The sequence below is a fragment of the Azonexus caeni genome, from assembly GCF_048146105.1.
GTDB classification, from domain to species: Bacteria; Pseudomonadota; Gammaproteobacteria; order Burkholderiales; family Rhodocyclaceae; genus Azonexus; species Azonexus aromaticus_B.
This window is the reverse complement of sequence record NZ_JBKJAD010000034.1, coordinates 21,178-28,627: the sequence shown is the minus strand read 5'-3', so window position 1 is coordinate 28,627 and position 7,450 is coordinate 21,178. Positions and strand designations below refer to the sequence as shown.

Annotated in this window: 6 protein-coding genes; 4 read left to right on the top strand and 2 right to left on the bottom strand. The window is 64.9% G+C overall.

Annotated features, from left to right (window positions below):
• Positions 1 to 154: 154 nt before the first annotated feature.
• Entirely contained in the window at positions 155 to 1,150 is a 996-nt protein-coding gene (locus tag ACLIIZ_RS20195) for a DUF4034 domain-containing protein (RefSeq protein WP_416695343.1), read from the bottom strand.
• A gap of 248 nt (positions 1,151 to 1,398) precedes the next feature.
• On the opposite strand from ACLIIZ_RS20195, the gene icd reads away from it, so the two are divergent.
• From icd to ACLIIZ_RS20175, 4 genes are all read left to right on the top strand, one after another.
• Entirely contained in the window at positions 1,399 to 2,640 is a 1,242-nt protein-coding gene (gene icd, locus ACLIIZ_RS20190; protein ID WP_416695341.1) for an NADP-dependent isocitrate dehydrogenase, read from the top strand.
• A gap of 76 nt (positions 2,641 to 2,716) precedes the next feature.
• Positions 2,717 to 3,685, top strand: coding sequence for a magnesium/cobalt transporter CorA (corA, locus tag ACLIIZ_RS20185; RefSeq protein WP_416695339.1), 969 nt, complete (start codon positions 2,717 to 2,719; stop codon positions 3,683 to 3,685).
• A gap of 11 nt (positions 3,686 to 3,696) precedes the next feature.
• Positions 3,697 to 4,482, top strand: coding sequence for a glutamate racemase (murI, locus tag ACLIIZ_RS20180; RefSeq protein ID WP_416695337.1), 786 nt, complete (start codon positions 3,697 to 3,699; stop codon positions 4,480 to 4,482).
• Between the two features lies 1 nt (position 4,483).
• On the top strand, positions 4,484 to 5,683 hold the full coding sequence (locus ACLIIZ_RS20175; RefSeq protein ID WP_416695335.1) for a CaiB/BaiF CoA transferase family protein: 1,200 nt from the start codon (positions 4,484 to 4,486) through the stop codon (positions 5,681 to 5,683).
• 26 nt (positions 5,684 to 5,709) lie between these two features.
• Here ACLIIZ_RS20175 and ACLIIZ_RS20170 read toward each other — a convergent pair whose 3' ends face one another.
• Complete coding sequence (locus ACLIIZ_RS20170) at positions 5,710 to 7,338, bottom strand: methyl-accepting chemotaxis protein (RefSeq protein ID WP_416695333.1); 1,629 nt, start codon at positions 7,336 to 7,338, stop codon at positions 5,710 to 5,712.
• Positions 7,339 to 7,450: the final 112 nt, after the last annotated feature.

Sequence of the window (7,450 nt, the reverse complement as noted above, 5' to 3'; positions counted from 1 at the left end):
CCTACTTTGATGGACTCAGGGTTCCACGACTCTCATAACCTCAACTTCTCGAACCGCCCGGTGCGGACCCGCATGCCGGGTGGTGTGGGAGGGGCCGGTCAGGTAATCTGGCCGCCCCTATCCCGATGGGCGGTTGCGCAGCTTCGGGCGGGCCTCATTCGCCGTTGCTGTAACGGCTGAACAGCTCGGCGCGTCGGCTGAGCATCCGCTTACCGTCCTTTTCCCGGCCGCCGGCGAAGTAGGCCTGAGCCAGCGCTTCGATGCTGTAGAGGTCCCATGCGTCGTTTTCCGCCAGGTCTCTTTCCAGCAGGCTGGCGGTTTTGGCGATGTCGCCCTGGATGGCATAGAGTTCGGCGAGATTCTTGAGTACGTCGCTGTCGGCGGAATAGGTGAGCGCCTGCTCGTATATCTGCCGTGCCTCGGCATAGTCGCGCGTCCCGTATTGGGCGTTCAGGCCGAGCTGGAACAGACGGCGCGCCTGCAGTTGATCGAGGATATTCCGGTCGATGCCCCGCCGCTCCATGTCATCGATGAAGTCCACCATGGCGCCGTCCGAGCCGCCCCATTGCGGCGACAGCGACATCAGTTGCAGGCCGAAGGGTTGCCAGAGCTTCGGATCGAGACTGAGTGCCTGGTCGATGAGGTTGGGGTCGGACTGGCCGAGCAGGATGTTGGCGTACATCTGGCCGCCGACGCACATGGCGCAAAGCGGCTCCTTGGCCAGTGCTTGCCCCATGTCCTCGCTGCCGAGCTGCGCCAGGTCGCGCATGGCCGCGATGCGATCGGGCGGGATGCCCCGGAACGGACCGTCTCCCCGGAGCTTGCTTGCCCGTTCCAGCCGGTACCAGCCGCGCGCAAGATAGGCGTGGGCCGACTGGCGGTTGGCCACCCAGGCGTCGAAGCGGGGCGCGAAGTTGGCATCGCTCTGTTCCAGTTCCCAGAAGCGCCCGCGCAGGCGGTTGCTGCTCAGCTTGCCTTTTTGCCGTTCGACATAGGCCTGGTCGATTGCCTGGTCGAGTTCGCCGTATTTCTCGTACCAGAGGAGCTTGCGCCAGGTCTGGCGCTCGTGCATCTCGTCGGAATAGCCGCAGCCGCCAAGCACGAGGCAAAGACAGACGAAGGCGGCGAAAGTGCCGAATCGGCGGGGCAACGAAGGTGAAATTGGCATCTTGGCAGAGGCAAACGCCGGTTGGGTTATCGATCAGGCATAAGGTATACCAATTTCATTTCTGCGGGGCGCGCCGGCGGCAAGGACAGCGAGACCAGGCAAAAAGCCCGGCTGGAGTTTCTTCCGGCGGCCGATTTGTTCCATAATTCGCCGACCGGCCCGCCGGAGACACCGAGGCCGCGTCGTCCGGGCTTGCCCCGGTTGCCCGAATACAAGACAGAGGAGTAGCCATGACATCTCACATCCAGATTCCGCAAGGCGGTGCGAAAATCGTTCCCGGGCAGCCGGTACCGAACAATCCGATCATTCCCTTCATCGAGGGCGACGGCATCGGGATCGACATCACGCCGGTGATGATCAAGGTGATCGACGCCGCGGTGGAAAAGGCTTACGGCGGCAGTCGCAAGATTCACTGGATGGAAGTCTATGCCGGCGAAAAATCGACCCGTGTCTACGGTCCGGACGAATGGCTGCCCAAGGAAACTTTCGACGCACTCAAGGAGTTTTCCGTCTCGATCAAGGGACCGATGACGACGCCGGTCGGCGGCGGCATCCGTTCGCTTAACGTCGCCTTGCGCCAGGAACTCGACCTCTACCAGTGCGTCCGGCCGGTGCGCTACTTCAAGGGTGTGCCCAGCCCGCTCAAGCATCCGGAACTGACCAACATGGTGATCTTCCGCGAGAACACCGAGGACATCTACGCCGGTGTCGAGTGGGCCGCCGGTTCCGAGGGCGTCAAGAAGGTGGTCGATTTCCTGATCAAGGAAATGGGCGTGCGCAAGATCCGCTTCCCGGAAACCTCGGGCATCGGCATCAAGCCGGTGTCGGTCGAGGGCACGGCGCGCCTGGTCCGCGCCGCGATCCGGTACGCCATCGACAACGACCGCAAGTCGGTGACCCTGGTGCACAAGGGCAACATCATGAAGTTCACGGAAGGTCTGTTCCGCGATACCGGCTACAAGGTGGCGATGGAAGAGTTCGGCGCCCAGCCGATCGATGGCGGTCCGTGGTGTCATTTCATCAACCCGAAGACCGGACGCGAAATCACCGTCAAGGATTCGATCGCCGACGCCTTCCTGCAGCAGATCCTGCTGCGGCCGGCCGAATACGACGTGATCGCCACCACCAACCTGAACGGCGATTACATTTCCGACGCGCTGGCGGCCCAGGTGGGTGGTATCGGCATTGCGCCGGGGGCGAATATTTCCGACCAGTATGCCTGCTTCGAGGCGACGCACGGCACGGCGCCGAAGTACGCCGGGCTGGACAAGGTCAATCCGGGCTCGCTGATCCTCTCGGCGGAAATGATGTTGCGCCACATGGGCTGGAAGGAAGCGGCCGACCTCGTCGTCAAGGGCATGGAAGCTGCCATCGGCGACAAGCAGGTGACTTATGATTTCGCCCGCCTGATGGAAGGCGCCAACGAAATCTCCTGTTCCGAGTTCGGCGACGCCATGATCGAACGGATGTAAGGAACCGGTAAATGCCGGCCCGCAGGCCCCCGCAAGGGGGCTTCTGCCTTTCAGGCCAGAGAAACAGGATGCGACAGTGCTGATCAATTGCGTTGCCTACGAAGACGGAACCCGGCTGAATGAACTCCCGGTCGAGGAAATCAGTGACTACCTGGCGCGTCCCGGCTGTTTTGTCTGGGTCGCCCTGCGCGATGCGACGACGGCCGAACTGGATGTCATGCAGGAAGAGTTCGCCCTGCACGAACTGGCCGTCGAGGATGCTCGCAAGGGCGAACAGCGGCCGAAGGTCGAGGATTACGGCGACTCGATCTACGTCGTGATGCATCTGGTCGAACCCGACCCGGAAGAAGGCTATCGACTCGGCGAGGTGAACGTTTTCGTCGGGCCGAACTACGTGCTTTCCGTGCGCAACCGCAGCCAGCAGGATTTCCTCGGCGTAAGGGCGCGCTGCGAACGCGAGCCGGAACTGCTGCGCCACGGTTCGGGGTTTGTCCTCTATGCCCTGATGGACGCCGTCGTCGACCGCTATTTCCCGGTCGTCGATCGGCTGGAGTCGGAACTGGAAAGCATCGAGGACCGGATTTTCGACCGTGGCGCGGCACGCGCCAGCATCGAGCGCCTGTACGAATTGAAGCGCCGGGTCATGTTGCTCAAGCATGTCGTGGCGCCGCTCATGGAAGTCGCCGGCAAGCTCGCCAGTACGCGGGGGCCGGTGGTTTGCGAAGGTAACCGGGAATATTTCCGCGATGTGTACGATCACCTGCTGCGCATCAACGCCTCGGTCGATACCATCCGCGAAACCATCGCGACGGCGATCCAGGTCAACCTGTCGATGGTGGCCATCGAGGATAGCGAGGTCAGCAAGCGGCTCGCCGCCTGGGCCGGGATCTTCGCCATTGCCACCGCTTTCGCCGGGATCTGGGGAATGAACTTCGCCCGCATGCCGGAACTGCAGTGGGAGTACGGTTACCCGGCGGCGCTGGCGCTGATCGTGACCACCTGTCTCATTCTCTACCGGCGCTTCAAGCGCGCCGGCTGGCTCTGATCTCCCGCAACGTGACCGCCCGAACCATTGCCGTCTTCGATTCCGGCCTCGGTGGCCTGACTGTGCTGCGCGCGCTGCGCGCCCGCTTGCCGCACGAGGACTACAGTTATTTTGCCGATACGCGTTTCCTGCCTTACGGCGACAAGCCGGAAGCCTTCCTGCGCGAGCGCAGCGTGCGTATTGCCGAGGCGCTTGTCCGGCGCGGTGCCAAGGCGCTGGTGATTGCCTGCAACACGGCGACCGCCGCCGCCGCGGAAGCGATCCGGGCGGCCACGACCCTGCCCGTGGTCGCCCTCGAACCCGGCGTCAAACCGGCTGCCGCGCTCAGCCGCAGCGGCGTCGTCGGCGTCCTGGCGACGACGCGGACGCTGGCCAGCGAACGCTTCCAGCGTCTGTGCTCAAGCCACGCCAGCCATCTCCGGGTGCTGCCGCAAGCCTGCCCGGGCCTGGCCGACGCGATCGAAATGCACGGCGCCGAGAGCGTCGAGGTCGAGGCCTTGCTCGACCGCTTCGTACCGCCGCTCGCCGCGGCCGATGCCGATGTCGTCGTCCTCGGCTGCACGCATTACCCCTGGGTGGCGGCGGCGATTGCCCGCCGTCTGCCGGCCGGCGTCGAACTGCTCGACACCGGCGAGGCGGTCGCCCGCCAGCTCGAACGCCTGCTCGCCGGCCAGGGGCTGGTCGGCGGCGGCGCCGGCCACCTGAAGCTGATGACCAGCGGCGCGCCCTTGCAGGTTGAAGCGACGGTCGAGCGGCTGCTGGGCAGGAAGATTCCGGTCGAACATTGGGAGCCCTGACATGAGCGAAACACAGAAACCGCTGGCCGGCCTGCGCGTGGTCGAACTTGGCAGCCTGATCGCCGGTCCGTTCTGCAGCCGCATCCTCGGCGAGTTCGGCGCCGAGGTGGTCAAGGTCGAAGCGCCCGATGGCGGCGATCCCTTGCGCAAATGGCGCAAGCTCTACGAAGGCACGTCGTTGTGGTGGTACGTGCAGGCGCGCAACAAGAAATCGGTGACCGCCAACCTCAAGCACCCGGACGGCCGCGAGTTCGTCCGCCGCCTGATCGCCGGCGCCGACATCCTGGTCGAGAATTTCCGCCCCGGCGTGCTGGAAAAGCTCGGCCTCGGCTGGGAACAGCTGCAGGCCGACAACCCCGGCCTGGTCATGGTGCGCCTCTCCGGCTTCGGTCAGAGCGGGCCGTACAAGGATCAGCCCGGTTTCGGCGCGGTTGGCGAGTCGATGGGCGGTTTGCGCTACGTCACCGGTTTTCCCGACCGCCCGCCGGTGCGCACCGGCATCTCGATCGGCGATTCGATCGCCGCGCTGTGGGGCGCCATCGGCGCGCTGATGGCGCTGCGCCACCGCGAGGTCAACGGCGGGCCGGGGCAGGTGGTCGATGTCGCGCTCTACGAAGCGGTGTTCGCGATGATGGAATCGCTGGTGCCGGAAGCCGATGTCTTCGGCTTCGTACGCGAGCGCACCGGCAACATCATGCCCGGCATCACGCCGTCGAACACCCACACCACGCGCGACGGCAAGCACGTCACGATCGGCGCCAACGGCGACGCCATCTTCCGCCGCCTGATGCTGGCGATGGAGCGGCCGGACCTCGCCGACGACCCGGGCCTGGCCGACAACGCCGGCCGTGACGCGCGGCGCGACGAAATCTACGGGCTGATCGACGCCTGGTGCGCGGCGCGCGACGAGGCGGAAGTTCTCGCCCTGCTGGAGCAGGCGGAAGTGCCGTCGTCGCGCGTCTATTCGGTGCTCGACATGTTTGCCGACCCGCAATTCATCGCACGCCAGATGTTCCAGTCGGCAACGCTGCCCGACGGCAAGCCGTTCCGGGTGCCGGGCATCGTTCCCCGGCTGTCGGCGACGCCGGGCGAATGCGGGGCAATCGGGCCGGCGCTCAGCGCGCATACCGAGGCGATTCTTGCCGGGCTGGGCTACGACCCGGCGCAGATTGCCGCGTTGCGCGCCAGCGGCGCCATCTAGCGGCAGCCGGCCGCCCCGCTTGTCGCTCAGACGCGGAAGCGGCTGACCAACTGTTTCAGGCTGCGGGCGATTTCCTGCAGTTGATGGGCGGAGGCCGCCGTGCTGCGGATCGTCGCCGTCGTCTCCTCGACCATGTTGGCGATCTGCTCGACGCGCTGGGCGATCGACGTGCTGGCCGAGCTCTGTTCGCGGGTCGCGTCGGCGACGTCGCCGATCCGCTCCAGCGTGCGGCGGGCACCATCCTCGATCTCGCGCAGCGATTCCGACGCCGATTCGGCCAGCGCGACGCCCTGCTGGACTTCCGGCAGCGCGGCGTTCATCGCTTCGACGGCGCCGACGGTGTCGCCCTGGATGCCGACGATCATCTGCTCGATCTCGGTCGTCGCCAGCGAGGTCCGTTCGGCCAGCTTGCGCACTTCGTCGGCAACCACCGCGAAACCGCGGCCCTGCTCGCCGGCGCGCGCTGCCTCGATTGCCGCGTTGAGCGCCAGCAGGTTGGTCTGGCCGGCGATGTCCTTGATCACGTTGGCGATGTCGGAAATCTGCCGCGCACGCTCTTCCAGCGCGTGGATGCGGGTCGAGGCGTCGGAGACGGTATCGGCGATCTGGCGGATCGCCGCCGCCGCCTTGTCCACGCGTTGCGAACCCTGGCCGGAGAGTTCGACGGCGCTGGTCGAATCGTCGGAGGTGTCGCGGGCGCTGTCGGAAATGTGGTTGGAACTGACCGTCAGTTCCTCGATTGCCGCCGCCATCGACGAAGTCGCATCGGATTGCTGCTCGGCCGCGGCGGCGACCTGATCGGAGGCGCTACTGATCTGTTCGGCGTTGCTGACCAGCCGGCTGGCGTCGTTGTTGATCTCGGCGACCATCTGGCGCAGTGCGCCGACCATGCCGTTGAGCGCATGCAGCAGGCTGCCGGCCGGCGCCTGAGCGATGTTGGTGCTGAGGTCGCCGCTGGCAACGCGTTCCATGATTGCCGCCGCGTCGGCAGGTTCGCCGCCGAGCTGCCGGATCACGCTGCGGCTGACCAGCAGGCCGGTGAACAGCAGAACGGCCAGCAGTACTGCGGAAATGCCGCCGAGCAACCAGGCGATTTCGTTGAATGCCTGGTCGACGTCGTCGATGTAGATGCCGGTGCCGATCACCCAGTTCCACTGCGGGAACAGTACCGCATAGCCGAGTTTCGGTTCGGCTTCCTTCTGGCCGGCGCGCGGAAACCAGTAATCGACGAAGCCGCCGCCGGCTCTGGCGGCGGCGAGCAGTTCGCGGATGATGTACTTGCCGTTGGTGTCCTGCATGTCGATCTTCTTCTGGCCTTCCATCTGCGGGTTGCCACCATGCAGGAAATAGACGCCGTCGGTATCGAAGCCGAAGAAGTAATCGTCCTCGCCATAGCGTAGCCCGCGCAGGCTGTCGCGCGCCGCCTGCTTGGCCTGTTCCTCGGTCAGCGCCCCGCTGCTCGCCAGCTGGTGCTGATGCTTGACGATGCCGAGGGCCACCTCGACCAGGTCGCGGGTCTTGTCCTGGCGGTCATGCAGCATGCCCTCGCGAATCTCGAACAGCGAAATCAGGCAGAGGACGAGCAGGCCGACCAACATCAGGCCACTGAGGATGTGCATGCGCGTGGTGACGCGCAGTTTTGCCAAGCCGCTCATTTTTAGCTCCCTGTAGCAAGTGGTTCTGTTTATGGTTAACGAGCATAGTCTATAACCGAACCCTGTTTTTGATACAGGTCAAAGCTTGCACATTGGTGAATTTTGTTAATTG